20 protein-coding genes are annotated in these 21,434 nt (G+C 39.5%); 10 read left to right on the top strand and 10 right to left on the bottom strand.

What is annotated here, in order from left to right:
* Window positions 1-11 precede the first annotated feature (11 nt).
* Complete coding sequence (locus tag IC007_RS00100; RefSeq protein ID WP_054845330.1) at window positions 12-1,907, bottom strand: thioredoxin domain-containing protein; 1,896 nt, start codon at window positions 1,905-1,907, stop codon at window positions 12-14.
* A gap of 89 nt (window positions 1,908-1,996) precedes the next feature.
* Window positions 1,997-2,689 (bottom strand): hypothetical protein, encoded by a 693-nt coding sequence (locus IC007_RS00095; protein ID WP_054845329.1) that lies wholly within the window; start codon window positions 2,687-2,689, stop codon window positions 1,997-1,999.
* A gap of 195 nt (window positions 2,690-2,884) precedes the next feature.
* On the opposite strand from IC007_RS00095, the gene IC007_RS00090 reads away from it, so the two are divergent.
* From IC007_RS00090 to IC007_RS00065, 6 genes are all read left to right on the top strand, one after another.
* The gene (locus IC007_RS00090) at window positions 2,885-3,778 is read left to right on the top strand and encodes a tRNA guanosine transglycosylase family protein (protein ID WP_149528168.1); all 894 of its coding nucleotides are present in this window, start codon (window positions 2,885-2,887) and stop codon (window positions 3,776-3,778) included.
* Complete coding sequence (locus tag IC007_RS00085; protein WP_232048941.1) at window positions 3,744-4,340, top strand: DUF5591 domain-containing protein; 597 nt, start codon at window positions 3,744-3,746, stop codon at window positions 4,338-4,340. Before IC007_RS00090 ends, IC007_RS00085 begins: the two co-directional genes overlap by 35 nt.
* 164 nt (window positions 4,341-4,504) lie before the next feature.
* A complete protein-coding gene (locus tag IC007_RS00080; RefSeq protein WP_149528167.1) occupies window positions 4,505-6,112 on the top strand; it encodes an ATP-binding protein in 1,608 nt (535 codons plus the stop codon).
* Between the two features lie 6 nt (window positions 6,113-6,118).
* Entirely contained in the window at window positions 6,119-9,169 is a 3,051-nt protein-coding gene (locus tag IC007_RS00075; protein WP_149528166.1) for a hypothetical protein, read from the top strand.
* On the top strand, window positions 9,159-9,866 hold the full coding sequence (locus tag IC007_RS00070; RefSeq protein WP_054845326.1) for a hypothetical protein: 708 nt from the start codon (window positions 9,159-9,161) through the stop codon (window positions 9,864-9,866). The genes IC007_RS00075 and IC007_RS00070 overlap by 11 nt, the downstream gene beginning before the upstream one ends.
* On the top strand, window positions 9,863-10,945 hold the full coding sequence (locus IC007_RS00065) for a DNA double-strand break repair nuclease NurA (protein ID WP_054845325.1): 1,083 nt from the start codon (window positions 9,863-9,865) through the stop codon (window positions 10,943-10,945). The genes IC007_RS00070 and IC007_RS00065 overlap by 4 nt, the downstream gene beginning before the upstream one ends.
* Window positions 10,946-10,976: 31 nt before the next feature.
* Here IC007_RS00065 and IC007_RS00060 read toward each other — a convergent pair whose 3' ends face one another.
* The gene (locus IC007_RS00060) at window positions 10,977-11,810 is read right to left on the bottom strand and encodes a slipin family protein (RefSeq protein ID WP_149528165.1); all 834 of its coding nucleotides are present in this window, start codon (window positions 11,808-11,810) and stop codon (window positions 10,977-10,979) included.
* Window positions 11,811-11,828: 18 nt separating this feature from the next.
* Complete coding sequence (locus IC007_RS00055; RefSeq protein ID WP_084739627.1) at window positions 11,829-13,133, bottom strand: thermopsin family protease; 1,305 nt, start codon at window positions 13,131-13,133, stop codon at window positions 11,829-11,831.
* Window positions 13,134-13,166: 33 nt separating this feature from the next.
* Between IC007_RS00055 and IC007_RS00050 the strand changes: the two genes are divergently transcribed.
* Genes IC007_RS00050 through IC007_RS00040 form a run of 3 tightly spaced genes read left to right on the top strand, consistent with a single transcriptional unit; the run spans window position 13,167 to window position 14,617 of the window.
* Entirely contained in the window at window positions 13,167-13,550 is a 384-nt protein-coding gene (locus IC007_RS00050; RefSeq protein ID WP_054845323.1) for an NfeD family protein, read from the top strand.
* Window positions 13,519-13,794 (top strand): hypothetical protein, encoded by a 276-nt coding sequence (locus tag IC007_RS00045; protein ID WP_054845322.1) that lies wholly within the window; start codon window positions 13,519-13,521, stop codon window positions 13,792-13,794. Before IC007_RS00050 ends, IC007_RS00045 begins: the two co-directional genes overlap by 32 nt.
* A gap of 7 nt (window positions 13,795-13,801) precedes the next feature.
* Window positions 13,802-14,617: a gamma-glutamylcyclotransferase family protein gene (locus IC007_RS00040; RefSeq protein ID WP_054845321.1), complete on the top strand. Its 816-nt coding sequence runs from the start codon at window positions 13,802-13,804 to the stop codon at window positions 14,615-14,617.
* 92 nt (window positions 14,618-14,709) lie between these two features.
* On the opposite strand, the gene IC007_RS00035 is transcribed toward IC007_RS00040, so the two are convergent.
* Window positions 14,710-15,516 carry a tetratricopeptide repeat protein gene (locus IC007_RS00035; RefSeq protein WP_054845320.1) on the bottom strand — a complete coding sequence of 269 codons (807 nt, stop codon included), beginning with the start codon at window positions 15,514-15,516 and terminating at the stop codon, window positions 14,710-14,712.
* 195 nt (window positions 15,517-15,711) lie between these two features.
* The gene (gene sor / locus IC007_RS00030; RefSeq protein WP_054845319.1) at window positions 15,712-16,662 is read right to left on the bottom strand and encodes a sulfur oxygenase/reductase; all 951 of its coding nucleotides are present in this window, start codon (window positions 16,660-16,662) and stop codon (window positions 15,712-15,714) included.
* Between the two features lie 345 nt (window positions 16,663-17,007).
* On the opposite strand from sor, the gene IC007_RS00025 reads away from it, so the two are divergent.
* Complete coding sequence (locus tag IC007_RS00025) at window positions 17,008-18,168, top strand: MFS transporter (protein ID WP_054845318.1); 1,161 nt, start codon at window positions 17,008-17,010, stop codon at window positions 18,166-18,168.
* Here IC007_RS00025 and IC007_RS00020 read toward each other — a convergent pair.
* From IC007_RS00020 to IC007_RS00005, 4 genes are all read right to left on the bottom strand, one after another.
* Window positions 18,152-18,442 (bottom strand): 4a-hydroxytetrahydrobiopterin dehydratase, encoded by a 291-nt coding sequence (locus IC007_RS00020; RefSeq protein WP_149528164.1) that lies wholly within the window; start codon window positions 18,440-18,442, stop codon window positions 18,152-18,154. The genes IC007_RS00025 and IC007_RS00020 overlap by 17 nt on opposite strands.
* A gap of 145 nt (window positions 18,443-18,587) precedes the next feature.
* Complete coding sequence (locus IC007_RS00015) at window positions 18,588-19,394, bottom strand: mechanosensitive ion channel family protein (RefSeq protein ID WP_054845317.1); 807 nt, start codon at window positions 19,392-19,394, stop codon at window positions 18,588-18,590.
* A 123-nt stretch (window positions 19,395-19,517) separates the two neighbouring features.
* Window positions 19,518-19,844 carry a DUF6788 family protein gene (locus IC007_RS00010; protein WP_149528163.1) on the bottom strand — a complete coding sequence of 109 codons (327 nt, stop codon included), beginning with the start codon at window positions 19,842-19,844 and terminating at the stop codon, window positions 19,518-19,520.
* Window positions 19,825-21,006, bottom strand: a complete 1,182-nt coding sequence (locus IC007_RS00005; protein ID WP_149528162.1) for a Cdc6/Cdc18 family protein — start codon at window positions 21,004-21,006, stop codon at window positions 19,825-19,827. The genes IC007_RS00010 and IC007_RS00005 overlap by 20 nt, the downstream gene beginning before the upstream one ends.
* Window positions 21,007-21,434 lie beyond the last annotated feature (428 nt).

Below are 21,434 nucleotides of genomic sequence, written 5' to 3'. Positions count from 1 at the left end.
GATATAATTTATCAAATCTTAGTTTTAAGAATCTGTTTAATCGACTGAGGATCTGTTACAGGCTGACTACATGTACTGCCCTTGCAAATGAAGACTCTGCTCACACCTTTCTTCACGTCAAACATAGACCTTATGTAAGAAGGAAGGTAGTCTCTCTCAGAGTCAGTAACCTTCTCCACTACTTTCAAAGGGTAATATGTAAGAAATGCTTCTCTATGTAGATTTTCGGATGCGTTGTCGTTTTCATCTACGACAACTACATGGGCGAAGTTACCGCTTTCGACAGACAGCCTATTTCCTATAATACCTGCATAAAAGGAAGGAGACCCTGCGACTTCAATATCATCAATTTTAATTTCTTTTCCTTCCAGAACGGAGAGCTTTATTAACGATTTCGAAACAAGTGAAGCCGTGCTCTCATTAGGAGAGTCCAATGTATTAGGTTTTGTTTGTTTCAACATCTCAGCCATAGTGGAAGCTAGCCCACGAGCTCTGTCTAGAAATTCTCTCCTTGATGTCACTTCATAAGCGGTGATGTTAGAAAGTACTAAGGATGAGACGTCGTCTAAATTAGGATCTTCGTTCCCGCTGATCCTCCTAAATGGGGACGAACCGACTTTCCTTAGCACATCGAAAGGTAACTCGTATTGATCCTTAAGCAGGAATGAGACCTTTATCATAGACTCCGACATCCTCGCATTAGGGTGTGTGTAGTCGTTCGTGTCCCTGAACGGAGGTTTCCTAGATTTTCTACATTCTAAGAGTTTTCCCCTGAGTTCCCTCAATTTCGGGAAAGGGCTCTCGTTTCCTAACTTTTTGGATAGCTGTTCATTATCCATCCCTCTCATTAGTACTTTTCGCCCTTCCACGTCAGCGCCTTCATAGAAGCCGAACACTTTCTTTCCTAACTGTGAATCTTGCCCTAGACAACTATCGATCTCTTCCTCTGTCCATGTATAGAAGAGTCCTTCTACACCTTCGCTATCAGCGTCGAGACTATTGGCGAAGCTCGAATCAGCACTCATTTCCCTCTTAACAAAGGAATATGTCAGTTCCATTGCGTCCATTATGTCCTGATCCTTTGTTATCAAATAATATTTGAAAAACGCGTCTAAAATCTCAGCGTTGTCTATAAGCAGTTTCTCGAAATGAGGCAACTTCCATTCTCTATCTACTGTATATCTGTGAAACCCGCCTCCCACTTGGTCTAAGATTCCTCCACTGTACATTCTCTTTAAAGTAAAGATGCCGAGCTTCTTACCTATATCGTCCCCTGATATAGCTGAGTAATCGAGCATTAATGTATCAACTAAAGGGTGAGGGAACTTGGACGAAGAGCCCAGCCCACCGTACTCTAGGTCATACTCTGAGATAATCTGGTCTATAAGTGCGGACGTTTCGTAGGTTTCTCCTTTAAACGCTATTGAAGAAGGGTCAAATGAGGACTTCTCTACTTCTTGCCTCTTAGATTTCCACAGCTGAACAATATTCATAAGTAGACGTCTAAAACCTATTCTTCCATACATGTCATCGGGTGGAAAGTAAGTTCCGCCAAAGAACACCTTTCCAGATGGCGTCATGAAAACAGTCAGAGGCCATCCGCTCTCACCAGTGATGGCAGATACCGCGTTCTGAAGCTGTCTATCTAGGTCAGGCCTCTCATCTCTATCTATTTTAATAGGTATGAAATTATCATTTATTATCTTCGCAATTTCAGTATTAGAATATGTCTCCCTGTCCATGACATGGCACCAGTGGCACCAAACTGCTCCTACGTCTATCAGTATCGGTAAGTCTTTCTCTTTAGCTTCCTGCAATGATGTCTGGGACCATTCTCTCCAATCAACTGGCTGTTCCGATGCTTCTCTGAGGAAAGCACTTTTAGCATTATGAAGTCTGTTAACCACACTCTATTTTCCGTTTTACCTATTAAAATACGTTAGTCTGTTAATGATTAGATTTTACATGTTATTTTTTATTAACTTCGATCTATAGGCTAGAACTCACCTTCTTTCTTCTTCTCATGCCTCTGAAGGAGATATAATCCCAACAAGAGGAGTCCCAAAGCACTGTTAAGAATTAGATTTGAGCCTCCTATTAAGCTATGACTTGATGGGTCGCGGTGAAATGATAGGAACAGCGTTTGGTTCTGGTAAATGAAACACCATACCTGATCAGTTGAGAGCCCGTTTGACCAATTAGCTTCATACCCGTTTGACGGATGCGCGTCCAGTCTCACCACGGAGAGCTTTGGTAAGTAAATAGGTGTTCCATTATTTACCCGTCTTGTTGTTCCATTCTGAAACATAATCGAAACATACCCGTTCCCCTGATAAATCACTTTTATGAAAACCGTTACAGGCTCCATCACGATAGTCACATTATAGATCTCGGATCCGTTCACCACGAACGTTACACTCCCCTGGCTTTTCATCCCATTGATCTCTATGCATGGGTTTTCGTTAACGCTATCTACTTGAAGTCCTACTACTGATCCCGCTGGTATATACATGGATTCGTTCCTGGAGACCAGTACTACATTCTCTCCATAAGATACAGAAACTGAGGTATCGCCATATATGTGGAAATCCACATTAGGTGTAGTTGACGTAGAAGAAAAAACTACAGGTGAGATTTGAGGAAACAACGAAGAGATCAGAACTAGTCCTATGAAAACAGCTATCCTCATGACTAAAGATAAGATATCTAGAAAACTTAGAGAGTAGAGAGTGAAAGAAATTCTTAACCTTAAATAGCTTTTTGCTAATGATTATACGATGAAGATCCCAACCTTACCTGAAGAGTGATGATGGGTTGTTTACCTGATGTTAATGGGTATTATCTTGGAATAGGATATAATGAGTATTACCAGATCATTAGTTGAATGAAAATCGTTTTAGGAATACCTGACGGTAGGCTGCCTATCTGGGAACTAGGAGTTCCCCTAATGATAAACCAACTTACGTGGGAGAAGATCCCCTGGGAGAACGAAACGTGGGTGGACTCTGGCGGTTACCAGATCATGATGAGAAGGATGGATGTAAATTTAGAGACAGTTTATAAGAAATACACTTATTTGAATGCAAAAGTTTTCATGAGTCTGGACAGACCCGTTCCCCCTTGTTCTCCTGTTCCGCGGGAAAACTTTCAGAACTTCGAGTTCCTCTATCACAAACTCGAGGACAGGGAAATAGTCCCTGTGATCCACGCCTACAACAGAGAGAGTCTCATGGAATCAATTGACTTTTACAAATCTTACGGGGTAAAGAAGATAGCTTACGGGGGAATAGTCCCTCCAACGATGGGACAGAGAGGAAGTAGAGACCTTGTCAGGAAGATATACAAGGTAATTAGAAAGCATTTATCTTCTACATGGATACACGTTCTCGGTGCTGGATCCCCTTATATGAGGACAATTTTCTATGACGCAAACAGCGTAGATACTTCTACTTACAGAATAAAAGCCATTCATGGCATGGTGATAATACCTGGAAAAGGTGAACGATATGTGGGAGAGAGGAAAATAGTATGGAGGGTCAAGAGAGCTTCTCAGGAGGAGTTGGACTCGTTACTTTCATTCCTTGAAAAGACAAGCTTTCCTTTCAGAGTAGACTTATCACATTGGAAACAAAGGAGCCTGATAAACGCGTGGGTTCTTATTAAATCGTCTTATAGCTCTAAAAGGCAAGAGGTAGAGCCAGAGATGAACCTTTCTGAGATGGAAGACGAAATAGGTGAGCAATGTGATAAACTGTCAAACTCTTTATTATCAGCTTAAGATTAACTCTTTTCAACCTATTATAAAGAGAGAAGGGGAAGACCTCTTCATTAATCCAACAGTTAAGAAATGGCACGAGTTTTTCTTTCAATCATATGAGTCTACTAAACCGTTGGCTTTGCTGTTACCTTGTACGTCTGTTAAACCTTATAGTAGATCAGCTACACATAGACTAGTTTATTCTATTTTAAAGAGGAAAAATCTAGATAACCACGTTCAGGTTTATTCGGTATCTGAACCGATGCTGTTAGTTCCCAGAGAAGTCGAGGAATGCTATCCTTTTAGTTCCTATGAGTATTCTCCAAAGGTCATGACAGTGCAGGAAAAAGATGAGTTCGTTGAACTGCTCAGAAAGCCTCTAGCAAAAATTGCCAAACAACACAAAGTTATAGTTGGGGTTCTTCCTACTCATCACTATTCCATAGTCGACAGAGCCTCGAGGAAGGAAGGCTTAAAGTTATACCTCATGAGATATGGGAAATTGGCATTTAGGTCTATCAGTGAATCTATAGAAAATTTAGAAACAAAAGGCAAAGAAATAAATGCGATAAACAACACATGATATGAGCACAGCCTCTGCTGCATTTTCTTGCTATATCTTAACGAGTCGCATGAAGGGACCACTTTAGAAAAGGCTTGTATACTTTATATTTGTTTTAAATTAATTGTTAGAGGAAGTCTAACTTAGATCATGAAGTTAAAAGCTCCCTCTATAGAGTTGTCTTCATGGATCTGGACAAGAACGAACCTGTTGGGATAGTATTACAGAAAGGACAGAACAACGCCGTCAGAGCGATTTTAGCTCAGAACCTAGACGTCAGTATGGGACAACTTTTAGTAGTTCAAGATCATGAAAAAATATCACTAGGAAGAATAGAGTCCTTTGAGTATATAAATAACTTCTTCGCGGAGGACTCCGAGCTTATAAGACCTTTAAGCGGGTCATCGGAGATCTATAGCTTACTAAGTTCAGGGACAGTAACTAGAGCCGATCTTTCGATCATAAGGAGATATGGGCATTCGTCTACGCCAAAGCCGGGTTCATTAATTAAAACCTTACCCGAAATAAACGACAGTGATTTACCCGATTTCTATGGACTACCTGACTTCAATGGATATATAAAATACGGTAGACTAGCTGGCTCAAATATACCGCTTCTATTGGACCTGAACTCGATCACCATGCACGTAGGAATTTTCGGAGAGACCGGTAGCGGAAAGAGCTACAACATGAGATACCTTCTCTACAACTTATCTAGCATTCGAATAGGAGAAAAAGATGAAGCTATTCCAGTTATGCTAATCGACGCTAACGGAGATTATGCTGACTTTACATATACAAATTCAAACATGTTAACCGGAAGGAGATGGATAAAGAGATACGTCCTCAGAGATCCAGTTTTCCCGAACGACCAGAGGCTAACTATAGATCTCTCCCTGTTTTCTCCTAGAGATCTTGCAGAATTCATAACCTCCCTTAAGTATGGCCAATCTGGAGGGAACGCCCTTCAATCTAATTTCTTAGAGTACATACTTTCCCTCCATGACCAAAAGGACTTCAACTTCCTCCTAGGTACTCCCACCGGTCTGGATAACCTTAAACAGGAGATAAATGAAGCTGCCTCCAACAAGGAGCTGGGTTTCAATTACAGTACCTCTAGAAGCATACAAAGCGCACTGGAGATATTCAGAAATAAGGTAGTAAATAAGTTAGCTTTGGTGAGCTCCAACGCATCCTTGACTGAAAACACGCTCGAAGTCATGTGGAGGTCTCGTGGATTAGCTACAGTTGACTTTTCCGCCGACGCCTCACCAGGGATAGACATAACCACAAAACAGCTAATAGTGAGTTACATATCTAGAATCACTTATAACTACCTTACAAGAACTAAATATAACGGCTCGCAACGTTTCTTAGCGTTCATAATCGAGGAAGCCCAAAACTATATTCCCTCTAACGATTATCCCGTAAATGCAAACTTAACTAAGGACATCCTAGTCACCTTAGCCACTCAAGGGAGGAAGTTCGGTCTCTCCCTCTTCCTTGTCAGCCAGAGACCTGCATTCATAGATAAGTACGTCCTTTCCATGTTGAACACATTCTTCTTCCACAGGATCTATCACGAGGACGTCAGGTATGTAATGTCTGCCTCAGGAGGTCTACCAGAGTCTTTGTCACACGCTTTGACATCGCTCGACACAGGATACGTGATAGTCAACGGGTTGATGTCTGCCATGCGTAGTCCAGTGTTGGTGAAAATACCTTGGGATGCTAGGTTGGGATCATACGCAGGTAGCGTGGAAAGAGTTGAAAGAGTATTGTCTGCAGATTAAAATACTATGGCAAAGAGACTCAGTGAGACTGCGGCTGATAGCCAATCTGCGTTTTCTCTATTTAGATGCGTTTCCAACATCAGATACGTTAATAGGTTGAAATTCTTTAGCGAGGTAGAACATGAGTTAAAGAGAATAAAGAGCGACAGAGAGTCGCCTGAAATTATTGCTCTCGTGGCAGATTGGGGACAGGGGAAATCTTTCTTTCTCGATATAATACAGGAATATGGAAAAGAGTATCATATAGACATAAAAAAGGTAAATTTCTCTGACATTCTCGACCAATGGGTACCGCCAAAGGAAGGAGTCGTCCTGATAGACGAAGTAGAGAACTTAGTAGACCCCATAGTTTTCTCTAGGCACAGAGAGGAGATAAGCGATTTCTGGATTAATCTAAAAACATTAGCTAATAGTCAAGGAAATTCAATCATTTATCTATCTATGACTCCAAGTGCATTCAGTAAGATATTCAGTGTTGGAGGGCAAATCCAATACTTGTTCCAAGAGACTTTTCCTGCATTCCTTGAAAGAATTAAGAAAGTATCCTTGAGCCTTCCATCGAAACTTGAGTTCCTGCTCATGATAAACTGTTCCCTTAAACAGAACGGATTCGGTGATCCGGATATTTTAAAATATCTAGAGTTCATGGATCTACCGTTCTGGGTTACGCAACCAGAGAGGAGGAAATATACCAGACTTATAAACGACGTTATACTTAGTAACTTCCCTTCAGTTGAGGAAACATTCCAAGAGATAGCTAGGGGAACGTCGAAAAACGTGCTGAACGACGAAGAGGAGACAGTAAAGGAGAAGGAGCTCTTGAAGCTTGAAGATGAAGTAGAAGTTAGTGAGAGAAAGAGAATATACTCTACACTGATGAAGAGAATAGGTCTCACTGAAGATGAAATCATTGAACCGTTAAAGAAGGTAGTAGTTAAGGGAAGTTTGATACCCTACAGTAAGTGGTTGCAAGCTACTTCCGATCTACCTTTGGCTTCAAACTTGGAGGATTTCCTCCTAACCATAAGTAGATCGAGAAGTGTAGAGGATTCGCTGTACATATTCGTAAGCGAAGAATTAGAGAAGGTGGTATATGAAGGGATCTCGGCTGATACCGACACCCTGAAGAAACTTAAAGAAAGGACTTTGCCCTTAGCTTCAGGAGAGTTCTATGCCCTTAGGTGGGACTTTTATGAGAGGATAGTTAACGCAAACGTTGGTGGGCTCATAGTAGACTTCAAATCTAGAGAAGAGAAGGAAATGGCTTTGAGATTCGTCAACGAGAACATAACTGACAACAAGAAGTTGATGGAATCTTTAGTGAACTTCATCAAAGTTGCAAAAACAGAATGGAAGGTTGACAAAGTTAACGTAATGTCCTCACAGCTAGCTTCATTACAGATCTCTATAAATGAAAAGAGAATTAATGTTCTTCTTCTTTACCCTACTTCTGAGGTAGACGAGTCCATTCTCGAACGTTCCCAAAACGACGTAGTTCATTCCGTGATAGTGATAAAGAACGATTTCGTAACTGATAATCAGGACATGATTGGAAAACTCTTGGGCTCTATGGATAAATTATCAATATCATCAACGCTTCTGGACATCCCAGTCCCTACTAGAAGACAGCTTCTCTACTTGCTATTTGCTAACAAGCTCAGAGAAGGTGCTAACATAAGATACGACTCCATTGAAATAAAGCTGGGCGAATTAAAGAGAGAGATAGAGAACACTGTTAATAAAGCTTATGACACACTTATCTTTCCTCAGCTCCCAGCAACGAAACAGAGGCTCATCCAGTCTTTCAATTGGTTGATTTTCTACCCCATGAATGAGGTAGCTGAAGTAAAGGACGTTTTCGAGAAAACCGACTCGATAGTTAACCAGAAGTTTAGAATATTCGGATCGAAACAATTTCATTTGGAGGACTTCGAGACCGAGAGCTTACTTCAAGAGGAAATAGTACCTTACCTGGTCTCAAACGGAGTAATCAAAGAAAAGAACGGACTCTTGGACTTCAGAGACTTAAACGGAGAAGTACCCCGAAGAATTTCCTCAATAGTTGCCGGTTTAATCAGGCAGAAATATGGCGAATACGTTCCCATGTTAGTCAATTCATTCATTTCCTCGGCTTCAGGCACGCCTGACGAGAAGCTCGTTAACACAGTAGCAAGGCTATTTCAGACCAAGGCAGACCAGAGCCTGAACTTCCTAACTTATGTTTCATTAGTTTCGGGAGAACTTTTCAAAAATTTAGAGAAAGATGAGATAATTAAATCTATTTTAAACAAAATTTCAGAGATCAGCCAAAATAACATAGACGACTACTTCTTAACGGCGAAGAGGAGAGACGCGGGAATTAGAAGCCTAAGTGAGATGAGAAACGTAATGTTACGCTACAAGGACATGTGCATGAAAGCCGAAGAGGATTTAAGTTTCCTCAGGTTCTGTTCAGCTTACGTTGCACTCTCTTCTATCTACGATAAGCTATCGTCCTTAGCAGAAGAGAGCAACAACCAGACTGAAAACCAAGTTAAACTTGAAATATTAAACAAGATTGATGTTATAGTTAAAGTGAGGAAATTCCTCGGGATAGAGGAACCAACGGAGGAGGAAAGGCTCATAGAGACTATTATAGCAAAGGTTAATCACATAGGCGAAATTTCAAGAGAAATAGAGAAAATAATACGAAATTTATATAATGAAGGAAAAGGAGAGGAGTTCAAAGAGGCCATGGACGAGACGTTATCAGCTATCTCGATGCCACAGGACCAACCGGTACACCTGAAGCTATTCGTAATGAAGGTGCTCAGATCCACATTGAACGGAATGAGAGTACCCCTAATCGACTTCTTGAAGGACATGGAGATTTTCAACGATATTAATAAACTGAAGGACTCGTCTAGGATAATAGCTGATATTGAAATACTCTTTGATTCTTTAAATAAAGCGATGCCAGAGTTGCCTTTGATCAGAAAAGAGACTTCTAAGGTCTCCCAGGAAATAGAAGAAACCATGGAGGAAATAAAAATGAAGGTGAGTAAATATGAAAATTGAGGAACTCTATATAAAACTTAAGGAGACCAAAGATACACTAAACATTGATTATATGAAAGGGGAACTCCAAAGACTCAAGGGCATAGCAGGGAGGCTTCACGAGACTTCAGATAAACTGGATTCCACGTTAAAAGCATTAAGCAAGGCAAGGGAGATGATCAGGAGTTTGCAACAAATAGATTTCGAAGACAAGAGGTTATCTGAAAGACTGGAGAGATTAACTTCTGAGCTTAGGAAAATTTCAAGGCTAGATAATCCTGACAACATAGTGGACACGGTAGCCTACGTAAATCGTGAAGCGTTAGAGTTGGTAAAAGATGTCGAGGCGACCACGGGGAAAGCGAAAGACAGCCTAAAGGAAAAATTAGAAGAAAACAACAAGGCGCTTAAAGTTTACGCTAGAGTACTGAACCAATTTCTAGAAGAAGACGTCGAGGTAAGGACTTTCTATAGTTCATCAACTTATGTTACCGAGCTATATTCGACGCTAAAGGAAGCTGAAGCTCACCTCAACAGAGTGAAGGAGATCGTGATACAAAAAATAAAGGAAAGGAACATGGATCAAAGAAGTCTTAATATCATGATAGACTTAATCGAAAACGGTAAGATAAAGGTAAATAAATCCAATTATGATGACATTATGAGGATAATTAGCCTCTTAATAGAGAAAGGGATTCAAGTGGAGATGTCGTTATGAAGAACGACGACTTAGTGAAAAGGATTACGGACTTAGCTGAAAGGAACATGAAAGAGAGGGAAAAAGTGAACACTCTCATTGAAATAGCATTTGAAGACATCAGGGACGGTAACTTAGACCTTGAGTTCAGGGAGGTCAAGGAGAGATCTACTCCCCACAATGCGTGCGCAATAGACGGTAGCAGATACATAGTTCCATTACGAGATAGCGTCTTCGTGATAGCCAGGGCAGTTGCTGTCAGGGGCGAAGACAAGGAAGGAGAGAAAGACATACCCCCACAAATAGAGGAGGAGTTCAAGATAGCAAGCAATTACTATGACGAAAACGTCATAGGGAATAAGTCAATATTGTTGATGCTTTATCTAGAGACTACGCTCCTGAACAAATGCGAAGGCTCGGACGTGATAATGATAGACGGGCCCCTTATAGATCCACCTACGTACTACGAAGATCCTCACGTGGACGACTTTCCAGACCTTTCAGATTATGTAAAGTTCAGAGCGGACGTTTTAATGCAAAAAAAGAGAAACTCTGCAATAATTGGAATATCTAAGAGGTTTTCACAGAGGTTCTTAATAAATTACCTCATGAACAGAGGTTTGAAACAAATCTCTAAGGCAACAGAAAATTTCATAGTGTCAATGTTATTTTTAAAATATCGCAAGTACAAAAATATGTATGATTCTTCACTATATCTAGGACCTATAAGATGGGAGGATTCCTTAAGGGACAGGAGAGTGAATGAGTTAGACTCACTGGAAGTGGCGTACAGTGCTTATAAGAGGTACTTCCAAGACGAGCTGGAAATTACCTCGTTCTATTACCAAAGAGATTTAGCTTCTCCTATAGGGAGGATTGATGTCCTCTCAAAAAAGGGAGAGGATCCTGAAAAAGATTTAACTTTTGTGGACAGATGGGCTCTGCCTGGGCTCAGGGAAATAACTATAATAAATAAACTTGCAGACGACCTATCTAACGTTTCCAGGAACGAGAGTGAAAGGCTTATCTCACTATATAATATGATTATCAGTAAAGAGTTATTGGATGATGAGTTTTTACTTAAGCGAATTTCTAAATAGTAACCTTATATGATACTAACTCTTTAAGGAGTTATTTCCTCTGATTCATATCAGTTTGTCCCGCTAGTCCATTTCCTCCCTTTTTCAATTCATAAGCCGAAAGCGCTGTACCTAGAGTTGGATATATTTCGCTTCCAGCTGGAACTACCACTATAAGGGATCCACGCTGAGAGACATCAGATAGAGTTTCTAAGAACCTTAATTGCATTGCAACGGGATTAGAACTATATGACTTAGAAGCGTCTGCAAGTATTGTTGAAGCTTGTTTCTCTCCTTCACTTATTATTATTCTAGAACGTCTAAGCCTTTCCGCCTCTGCTTGCTTAGCAATGGCAGAAAGCAGATCCTGTGAGATTCTTATATCCCTTATTGTAACTTGAGTGACCTTTATTCCCCATCCTTCCGTAATCGTATCAAGTATCTCCTGTAACTTCAGGTTAATGCTCTCCCTCTTGGTTAATATCTCATCTAGCTCCATCTGACCTGCTATATCTCTCAGTGACGTTTGAGCTAAATTTAGAACAGCGACATTATAGTTGAACACTGTTGTAACAGCCTTTTGAGCATCTACAACCTTATAGTAAACTACAGCGTCTATCGCAACGCTTACGTTATCTCTAGTTATTATAGACTGAGAGGGAACATCTACACTATTTATGCGTAAATCTACTATAATTGGTTTATCTACAAATGGAATTAAGAAAATTATCCCTGGCCCTTTCAGTCCAAGAAGCCTTCCTAACCTCAATACAACAGCTTTCTCCCATTCTTTGACTACTCTGAATGACAGGCCTACGAATACTAGTATTACAATTAACAGGAAAACCAATCCTATTATATCTGTAGCCGGTAATCCACTTGCCATAACGTATATATTTTTTTATTAAGTTTTAAGCTTTACTAAAAGAGCTGAAATTATCACACCAAGTGATATTGCTGCAATATATTCTAAAAGAAGGTAATTTACCGTAGTTGGAGGGCTTACATACTTCCCGTTATTAAAGAAGGAAGTTAGACCTTTCTTGAAGGAATACTCCTCTGATTGCAGAAAATTCAAGAGTTTGTGATAATAAGACTGGAGGGATGAGTATACGCTATTGAGAACCGGCGAGGACAAGGCATAGCTATATGAAAGCGTAAAATTCCCTGGATAGTACACCACAAACAATGAGGAACTTATATTTCTAAAAACAGCAATCCCATGACTGTCTGTTACAGATTCTGCTATGGGAGAAAGTGGAAAGCCACTTTCTATCTCGACTTTTTGATTCGGAATTACTTTACCATCAATGGAAACAGAAACGTTTACAGTACTGTTCTTCTGGGATATTGAAATTGATGGTGGAACCGGCCACAACACCTTAGGATCATCCGTGCCGGAAACCTCATTTACCTTAGGTGAAAAGACGCTTGATAGGTCAGCGTTTACGCTCACTCCTTCAGCCGACTCTCCGGTGTCGAAACCAATAGAGTAAGTTTCTCTTGGCAACACCATCTTCCCTCCTTGCTCATAAAGAATCGCCGCGCTTGAGTTCATTGAAAGAGGTACGATACTACCCCCGCCCGGTCCTCCCCACACAAACTCAAGATCGTTTGGCAAATTTAACTTCGAATAACCTCCTATTTGAAATGAACCAGTAACAGGAACGAAATAGTAAGTTCTATTATGTCCGTTGTACGAAAAACTAAAGCTTATTCCAGAGCTATTTTCAGTCATGAACAGACCAAGCTCAAATGGAGTTTTGACAGTTATATTAGGACCTAAATAACATATCACACCCAATCCTTGGAAGGAGGTTACGGTACCGTTATTTACCTTTATTGTAAATGGTCCTGTTAAGTTCCAAAAGTTAACTACCATTCTTATCCCGAAAGTGTTCGGGCTTTCTTGACAAATTAGGGCTACATCTTGAGCCCAGAAAAGTCCATCAACCATAGAGTTAAGCTGAAGCGAGGCATTCCCAGTTTGAAATGGTTGACCATTAGAGAAGAAAGACTGACCAATGCTGAGAGAAGAAATGTTTATGATACCCTCAACTTGATTCGTGTAGTGTACGCCGGTCAATGGAAAAGTAGATATTCCCATAGGAAAGCTGGCACCAACTTGAGAGTGGACCATAAAGGCTGACGACAAAGGAATAAATAGTAGAGTTATAATAAATAATGCTATAGCTCTATTCGAGAGCATTGTTTATATTTAAGATCGCGTTATATTAAAATTATGGCACACCCTGCTGTAATTCCCGTAATAATTATTCTTGTTCTAGTCATCGTCCTAGTCTTGACTGGATATATATTTGATCCTATAGTTTCCCTGCCCAGTTTATTTATAATAGGCTATCTGAGCTACAGAATGGTTTACGTGATCCTGAAGACCAGACACCGTGATATTTACACATATATAGGAAAGATCGGGGAAGTGGAAAGAGATATAACTCCTGGTCACACGGGCTTCGTGAGAGTTGAAGGAGAAATCTGGGAAGCAATAAGTGATGAGAACATTCATAAAGGAGAATCAGTAGTAGTCCTAGAAAGACGGGGGTTGAAGTTAGTGGTGAAAAGGGCTGACACATTTGAAGGAAATAAGACTAGACAAGCTAATTAGGTTTCTAAATGGAAATCCCTCCTACTCATGGGTAAAGGAAGGAGATAAGATAATTGTCAATTTTCTGCCACCTTCAATAGAAGAAGCAGGAGGGCAGGGAGAATCCAACAAGATCTATACCATTGTTTTCTTGATCAAAGATGATAAGGCTATCCTATATTCCTGTAAACTAACTGACGGTAAAGAGGAGAGAGACGTCACAGAAGAAATAGATTTTTGGTTAGAGTATGTAGATATGAATTGAGAAAAACATGTTCCTTTTCGTATATGGAACCTTTAGATATGGTTTCGAACTTCACCATTTTCTAAAAGATTCTAGATTCGTTGGACTAGGTCACATAGAAGGTTATAACATGTACGATCTTGGAAGTTACCCGGGGATAGTGAAAGGAGAAAATTCTATTTGGGGAGAAGTTTATGAGGTAGATGAAAAACTCATAAAGGAATTCGATATAATCGAGGGCTACATGGGTAGGGAAGACGATTTATACGTCAGAGAAACGACTACAGTGTTCTTCGACGAGAGAAGGAGGTTCAGACTAAATGACGTATATTTCTACAGATACAACATGGACATAAACTGTAGAGACCTAATCGAATCAGGAAACTATTCCATGTGGGCTGGGATGCCTGAAATCGTGAACTACTTCTCGTACGCTGAGAACACTAACACGAAGGTAATTCAAGGTAGAGGTGTAAACAAGATCTTAGACGAATTCCCTGCGGTGTTGAATGGGTACAAGATGATCTTTAGCGTGCCTTGTAAATACGGCTTTTGTGCTAATTTAGTGGAAGACCCTGAAGGAAAAATATACGGTTACAACGTAAAGACCTTCCTTCATGAGTTAAATTCTTTAGACAGAGCAGAACAACATATGCTTAAATATAAACGAGAAATATTCGAAATCAGAGACATGAAAGGGAAACTATACTATGCAATGGCTTACATCTCTGATATGAAAGAGGAGAAAAACCCATCTAAAGAATATATAGAGATCATAAAGGAAGGACTTAAAAGAGGATTTGGAGACGGAAAAATAAGCACTGGAATAGAGAAATATTTATGATAAAATTTAAGGCTAAAGTAGAAAGGGCCAAACAAATAGAGGTGAATTAAATGATCATTTCCTACTCTATGAGTCCCTTACATACATAACCTCTAATTGTGATCACTGTCCTTATCTTTGTTGCTACTATTATTTTCTTTTTCTTCTAACTCGTTTACTTTCTTAATGTCAGATAAAGCCTGCTCTTCCTTCCCTAGCTTCATGTAAGCCTTAGCTCTTCTGACGTAAGCTTCCCTCATTGAAGGACTTAGAAATATGGCTTTACCATAGAATGATATCGCGTCGTCTATTTTACCTCTAGACTCTATCAGCCTTCCTTTTGCTAAGTATGTCCCAGCGTAATAGGGATTAAGACTTATTGCTATATCGATATCTTTTTCGGCTCTACTGCTCTCTCCGAGTTGCTCTTCCACAAGAGCTTTATAATAGTAAATGTCAGCATCATCGTGGTAAAGCATCAATGCTCTAGAGAGATCCTTTAGCGCGTCGGAGAAGTTTCCTAACTTAAACTCAGCGATTCCCTTCACCTTGTAGAGTAAAGGATCGTCTGAGTCATCGACGTCACTGATCTCAGACAGAGCTTCTTCATATTTCTCCAGTTTAAACAAACAAAACGCTCTTAACTTACGGGCTTCCTTACCTTCAATTCCGTTCAAAGACGACAAAGCATCCTTATAAAGACCAAGTGCTACCAAAGCTTTTCCCATCTTTAACTTGATTCCAGAGTTTTGATATGCGTCTAACGCTCCTTCAAAGTCACCCATCTCCATCAAGACATCACCTAAAATTTCGTAAGCCTCTTTTGATGCGTGTCTCTCTAGCTCGTCCTTGATAATCTTGTATGCATAATTCAAGTTTCCTTGTTTAAGTTGAAGCTTAGCTTCCTGGATACTATCCATATCATAGTTCTTATTATTTGAGGTTTTTAGTTTTACTCACTTATGCTTAAGAATCACTTTGAGTGGAAGAAGCTACCATTCTATAGCATTTTAGTGATAAAATCTAAGTTTCACATCCAACATAAACTAGATAACAATATGTTGCTAAAAGTAAGAAAATAGAAAATTAAAATAAGAGGAAAAAGAAATTGTAGCTTACCAAGTAGCCTTCTGTAGATTTACTTCGTTAAGGTATTCTCTCCAGAAGCTTCCTTCCATTACTGGATTCAACACTCTTATGTATGGTCCGTATACGAGCGTATCCACTATTTGATCATGGATTTCCCTGTACTCTGGTGAGAGGAATACCCTTCCTAATCCAAACATTGCTGCGTCAGTGCTGCTCCATTCCATGTGAACTACGTATCTCTGAGGCTTGTTCCTTGCTTGTTCAGGAGCAAAGTTCCCGTTGGGGTCTGGTACGTCCATTCCGTTAGCACTCTCCAACATCTGGTGCCATGACTTGGCTGACAACTGAAGGCTACCCAATGCTGAAGCTCCTATCTCTTTAAGTACCATATAGCCTAGGAATCCAGGTGCCCTCTTGAACATGGGTAGAAGCTTTCCTAGTGTCTCCTCAAATTCTTTCTCCATTCCTTCTTTGACTACGTGCTCGCCGTAAGTTACAACTCTCTTCCCGTAAGGCTGTGAGATCGGCGGAAGAGATAAAGCGTCTCCAGACGCGAACTTCTGTCCTACCATTACAGTGAAGTCTGTCATCTCAGTGTTAAGAGGCATATCTGCCATAGTTACCTCGTAGAGAGGCTCCCAAGGTCCCCATACGACTTGTGACATACAGGAGTAGCAGAGTCTGAATAAAGAGCTCCAATTCTGTTTGTGCATCTCCTCATGATCCTTCCAGTCCTTCCACATTGTATATTGGAATAACCCCATTGTCGTGTTCTCTTTTAACATATCCATCTTAGCTGCTCCGTACCTAGTTCCCATAGGAACTACTCCGATCTCTATATGGTTCTGGAATCCAACGAATCCCTTATGCCTCGCTGTGGTCATGCATACTTTTGGTCCTACGCTCTGAAACATTTCAAAAGTTTTTGGTTCGTTCTTTACTATAACTTGGTTTATAGCTACATACGGTTTTGGCATGGTTCTCTATTAACATTTCTCACTTTAACTTAAAAAACATTATTTACTAAAAACAATATAAAGTATAAATAGGCTTATACCTATATAGATACTTCGTTTTAAATAAAAAAATGACTTTTTTATGTAAAAAAGAGTCTATTAGTATTATTTATATATAGTAAGTTCATAACTCATAGAGAAATATATACATGTAAAAAAGAGGACAAACTAAAGATTATTATATATAGAACTAACAAGGCTTAATCTGCTAAATGATGGGTTAGACCTAAGCTCTCTTATGTATAGTTCTATACCTAAAAAATTAAACAAGTAACTTTTTAGGTTCCTGAAAAGTATTTTTCAGCCATGAACAGGAGCGCTAAATCTTCTCTATACTTAATAGCTATTGTAATTCTAGCTACGATATCGGCTAGATCAGTAAATAACATGATCTCCACTACGGTACCTTTACTGTCAAGATATCAACTTTTGTTCACTAACAGCGAAGTAGGGGCACTTTCGGCCCTAGGATTCGTCACGACGTTTATTTCTACATCATTCGTCAACCCTTTCCTCAGTTCCTCCAGAAGGAGGAAACTATTCATAACCTCGGCAGGGATTGCGATTCCTCTCCTAATAGCTTTCTATTTATCCAACTCAATTATTATCTGGATAAATGCCGTTATATTTGGATTTATTTACGGGATTATCCTTCCTAATTTAATAACAATAGCTTCACTCGGAGAGGACAGAAGGTCGTCGGAGAGGTTACTTAATATTTACTCCATGAGCTTAAGCCTAAGCTTGGTAATAGGGCCGGTACTCGAAACTTTACTTCTGACGAGATTTACATATAGAGACATCTTTATCCTATTCTTGCCTCTCTCTGTTCCTCTCTTTCTGCTATCATGGAAATTCCACTTCCCTGAACCGGTAAAAACCGAAAAGAAATCTTCCGTATTTAAAAATGAAGGTCTGATTTCTGCTATCCTAGCTATAACCACGTATAACGTGCCGTTTGGAATAATAACAACCTTCTTTGCAATATATGCTAAAGAGGTATTTGACGTACCGAGGGCTTTGGCTTACTCTATATTCATACCGTTCTACTTGGTTTCATTTACTACAAGACTGATAATGTCTATAAGACCATTCGAGGTTTTGAGAAGACCTTTAGCGGTTAGCATACTCCTTACTGCAATAGGACTTACTGTAGTTGGACTCGCTCCGTCTTTCTATGTAATGGTACTGGGTATGTTGATCCTGGGGATTCCTCACGGTTCAGTATTTCCAATGACCACTGTAATGATATCAAGAGCCACATCACCTGGAGAGAGGAACGCAGCAAATTCCTACTTTATAGCTTACAATAACGTGCTGTTCACTGTTTTACCTCCTATTTACGGAGTGCTAGTCTCATTCCTCTACTTCAGGATACCAATACTGCTACTTCTCGTCCCCACTGCAATATCTGCTATTGTTTTATACAAGAAGTTTTGGAAGAGCAGAGTTATGACACCTTACTAAGGGAATCAATCTTCATGGCTAGATCGAAGTCCATCTTAGTGATCCCACCTTCATCGTGTGTTGTTAGCTCTATTATCACTTTACTGTAGTAAATACAGACGTCCGGGTGATGGTTCATGGAGTCTGCAACAGGCTGTATTCTCTTTAAAAAATCCACTGACCCCTTAAAGTCGTTGAAAATGAACTCCTTTCTTAATTTCTGATCTCTTACCTCCCATCCCTCTGGGAGTTGCCTTACCATTTCCTTTATTTCTTGTTCGGATAGTTTTGCCATAATAAGAGTTATATTATCTCACAAAAATACCTTATCCTGATGAGGACTATTCTCCAGACCGATCGATGAGGAGTCCTTTAAGTGCTGATTGAAAAATCATTTTAATAATTAAATTTAATTCCATCTAGATAGAAAAAAAGATTTTTCACTTTATTTCTGCCAAGAATTTCTTTGTTACGAAGGCTACTATTGGAATGAGAGCTATTGCAAATGCTATCGCGATTCCCCATGCTATCGTGTTGATAATTCCAGTCACGTTGGCGAAAGGCTGAACTATAATTGCGATACCTATTAGGAGGACAGCTATGTAGAGAATGAACTTTCCGTATATCGGGAGGAATGCGAACTCCTGACTCGTTGGGAGACCTTGCAGTACTTTGTCTATTATCGTGAAGCCAGCGTAAATTATAATAGAACCAATAATCAAGCTATAGAAAATATACGGGTTAACTCCTGGTATTACGCTGAATATAGCTAAGATCAGAGCCAGGGTGATGATTATACCATAGAAGCCAAACCTTAGTATATTGAAGATGGCACCAGTGAATTCGTCTGATACGTTTCCTACTTGACCTTTTATGTAGTCAATTAAGATGTTCACTAACGTTATTCCAAGGGTTAAGAGCAGTATAGCTCCAGCTAACTTAGGCAAGTAATCTGCTATGTACTGAACATAGAAAGATGCCGCTGCAAGATTGAGGACCTGAAGACCAATCGACAACGCAATAATAATGATAAGAGCTTTTACAGCACCAGCTACTAAGTCAATACTCATAGTTATATGGGTCTGTTGAGGTAGTCTTCCTAGGAAAACTTTTATTGAGTACGCTACGATATTAGCTACTATGTATCCTATTAATATTATAATGATGAACTCAATTATCGACGGTATGGCATTTATTATGCTAGTGGCTAGCCCGTTTAGCGCAGAAGATATGGACGTGTAGAACATATTCCCTATGACTAGCTAATCTTATTTAAACTTAAAAGTATTGGGGTACTTAACAAAATAAGATATATCTATTAATCCTTCTACATTATTAAAAAGGAAATTCTACTTCGCTATACATTTTCACTAAAATACTATAGAAAATAATGCAGACTGAATTTTCTGCATAACTCTTTCTATTCTCACTTTCTCTTCCTTTAAGGACGTCAACTGCTGTCTAAGCTTTAGAGCTTTGTCCAGCTTAGCCCTCTCTTCGGATGGATCCTTACCTAAATACTTACTTTTTAATTTCCCTTCTTCCCAATACCTAAGATAATAATATTGCTTACCTTTGACCTTCTTAGAATCTATATGACCACTTGGCAAAGACTCTAACTCCTCTTCTATTTCTCTTATCTGCTTATTGAGCTGATCTAACTTTTCCTCCAATTCCTTAACTTTCTCCCAAATCATCTGGGCTCACGTCGTCCTCATATTCAAAGGTTTCATTCAGAGCCCTCATAACTTTTTCCTTATCTTCCACTTCTACATATTTCTTGACTCCTCCAGCACGTCCTCTATTCAATATTTTTATCTTGATGATTCCAAACATATCGAGCTCAGAGATTATATCTGAGAACCTTCTGTAAGAAAGAGGTCTTTGTTTCAGTTTCATGCACATGTCAGTATAAATTTTATGCGCTGTCATTACGTCTTCAGTTTCGATCACGGACCTAAGCGCTAATTTATAGTGGAACGGAAGAGCTTTCACAGCCTCTAAAAGCCTCTCTTGCTCGTATTCCACGATGGCCCTATCTACGTGCTCTTTCCTTATGAAGCCAGTTCCCAGAGCTAATTGGGCAGCTCTAAAAAGCAAATTTACAGCTTTTCTAGCATCTCCGTGCTCCTTTGCAGATATGGCTGCAATGTAAGCTAGAATTTCATCATTATAAGTACCGATGTGTAGACCATATTCAGCATATTTTGAAAGAATGAACTTAAGTTGCTCAGCGTCATAAGGTTTGAAAATAACTGAAGGACCTAGGGAAGACAATACCCTAGGCTCCATATAGTCTCTAACATTTATATCATTACTTATCATTATTACTGAAATATTTGCATCTGATCTAAGTAGCTGATAAAGGACTATATCACCTCCTCGCCTCTTTACGAGAGTGTCCACTTCGTCCAGATAGATCAATGCTCTCCATGTCCTCATACTGTTCTTAATTTTCTCCATGTATTCCCCCAGATTTATCCCGTGTCTGGGAACTATCCCACTCGTTACCCTCTCGGTTATTACCGAGAGAACCGCCTGAGGAGTACCTCCCACTTCTCTGCAATTAACGTATACTTGTCTCACGTCCTTATATTCTGGATCTTCTTTACTTACTTCCTCTATTTCATTATACATGTACTTAGTAACGAAAGTCTTCCCTGTACCCGTAAGCCCCAGGAAAAGAGTAGAAAATTTCACGTTATTCTTAACAAAGTACCTAACAGCTATCGCAGTGTCTCTCAGTATATCTTCCCTAAAAGGGATGTCAGTGAATACGGTGAGAGGCTCTATAAAGACCTTAGGATCCTTTATTACCTCTCCTTTGCCACCTTTCAGCGCTTCTCTGATCACGACTATTTCTAATGTTTCTTCTGTTAAAACTGTTTCAAGATATTACATGGTATTATTAAAGGAAATTGATCTATCAGTAATATCCGTGAAACGGCAAATTCTTTTACTGTAAATTTCCGTCGTTTCTATCGTTTTTCTTTCCCTAACTAATTCTTTTTAAATAAAATAAAATCTTTAGAGAATTTTAGTTAAAAGATATACGGAACTAGAAACTAAAACTTGGTATAATCGCTTAAAAACTAGACAGTGAGCTCATATGCAGTGTTTTTTAAAAATAAAATGACAAGGAACTTACTTGTTTGTATAATAATGCATAAAGCCCATGTTTTTCAGGAAGATTAAGATAAAACGGACAATAAAGAACAGACGAAATTTGGGGTCTCTCTATTAGGGTTTAAAGAACATGGAAACGGAAGAAATTTACAGTAAAAAAA

It is taken from the genome of Sulfuracidifex tepidarius, assembly GCF_008326425.1.
Lineage (GTDB): Archaea > Thermoproteota > Thermoprotei_A > Sulfolobales > Sulfolobaceae > Sulfuracidifex > Sulfuracidifex tepidarius.
The sequence above is the reverse complement of the archived record's forward strand: the minus strand, read 5'-3'. Positions and strand labels throughout refer to the sequence as shown.

Coding starts and splice junctions, on each gene's coding strand:
- IC007_RS00095 (WP_054845329.1), bottom strand. CDS start 2,689: ATGAGGATAGCTGTTTTCATAGGACTAGTTCTGATCTCTTCGTTGTTT.
- IC007_RS00010 (WP_149528163.1), bottom strand. CDS start 19,844: ATGATTTGGGAGAAAGTTAAGGAATTGGAGGAAAAGTTAGATCAGCTC.
- IC007_RS00055 (WP_084739627.1), bottom strand. CDS start 13,133: ATGCTCTCGAATAGAGCTATAGCATTATTTATTATAACTCTACTATTT.
- IC007_RS00035 (WP_054845320.1), bottom strand. CDS start 15,516: ATGGATAGTATCCAGGAAGCTAAGCTTCAACTTAAACAAGGAAACTTG.
- IC007_RS00070 (WP_054845326.1), top strand. CDS start 9,159: ATGAAAATTGAGGAACTCTATATAAAACTTAAGGAGACCAAAGATACA.
- IC007_RS00080 (WP_149528167.1), top strand. CDS start 4,505: ATGGATCTGGACAAGAACGAACCTGTTGGGATAGTATTACAGAAAGGA.
- sor (WP_054845319.1), bottom strand. CDS start 16,662: ATGCCAAAACCGTATGTAGCTATAAACCAAGTTATAGTAAAGAACGAA.
- IC007_RS00075 (WP_149528166.1), top strand. CDS start 6,119: ATGGCAAAGAGACTCAGTGAGACTGCGGCTGATAGCCAATCTGCGTTT.
- IC007_RS00020 (WP_149528164.1), bottom strand. CDS start 18,442: ATGGCAAAACTATCCGAACAAGAAATAAAGGAAATGGTAAGGCAACTC.
- IC007_RS00040 (WP_054845321.1), top strand. CDS start 13,802: ATGTTCCTTTTCGTATATGGAACCTTTAGATATGGTTTCGAACTTCAC.
- IC007_RS00060 (WP_149528165.1), bottom strand. CDS start 11,810: ATGGCAAGTGGATTACCGGCTACAGATATAATAGGATTGGTTTTCCTG.
- IC007_RS00090 (WP_149528168.1), top strand. CDS start 2,885: ATGAAAATCGTTTTAGGAATACCTGACGGTAGGCTGCCTATCTGGGAA.
- IC007_RS00015 (WP_054845317.1), bottom strand. CDS start 19,394: ATGTTCTACACGTCCATATCTTCTGCGCTAAACGGGCTAGCCACTAGC.
- IC007_RS00065 (WP_054845325.1), top strand. CDS start 9,863: ATGAAGAACGACGACTTAGTGAAAAGGATTACGGACTTAGCTGAAAGG.
- IC007_RS00050 (WP_054845323.1), top strand. CDS start 13,167: ATGGCACACCCTGCTGTAATTCCCGTAATAATTATTCTTGTTCTAGTC.
- IC007_RS00025 (WP_054845318.1), top strand. CDS start 17,008: ATGAACAGGAGCGCTAAATCTTCTCTATACTTAATAGCTATTGTAATT.